General features: G+C 30.0%; 1 protein-coding gene. It reads right to left on the bottom strand.

Going from position 1 to position 273, the window contains the following annotated elements; translation table 11 throughout:
• Positions 1-27: 27 nt before the first annotated feature.
• Positions 28-273: hypothetical protein (locus FVF61_RS14165; RefSeq protein ID WP_158635197.1), on the bottom strand; the 246-nt coding region annotated here is incomplete at its 5' end.

The following is a 273-nucleotide window of genomic DNA, read 5'->3' as shown; positions in this document are numbered from 1 at the left end:
ACCCAAACGTAACAATAGAAGATGTATTTACTCAATACCCAATCGTTCTGAAATACGTTGACAAACATCTGAAAGCTCTTTAAGCTCAATATTATATAAATCCAGATCGTTTTTATCCGAGAAAGTTAAAAACCTATTATCGGATTTAGAAAAACAATCGTTAATTCTCAAAAGGTATGGTAACAGTTTGGAATATTTATTTAAAGCATCTATGTATATGAATTTACAATCGGACTTTAATTCTTCCATTTCTTCTTTGGATATTGGTGGACT

The sequence above is a fragment of the Xanthomarina maritima genome, assembly GCF_008084905.1.
GTDB classification, from domain to species: Bacteria; Bacteroidota; Bacteroidia; order Flavobacteriales; family Flavobacteriaceae; genus Xanthomarina; species Xanthomarina maritima.
The sequence above is the reverse complement of the archived record's forward strand: the minus strand, read 5'-3'. Positions and strand labels throughout refer to the sequence as shown.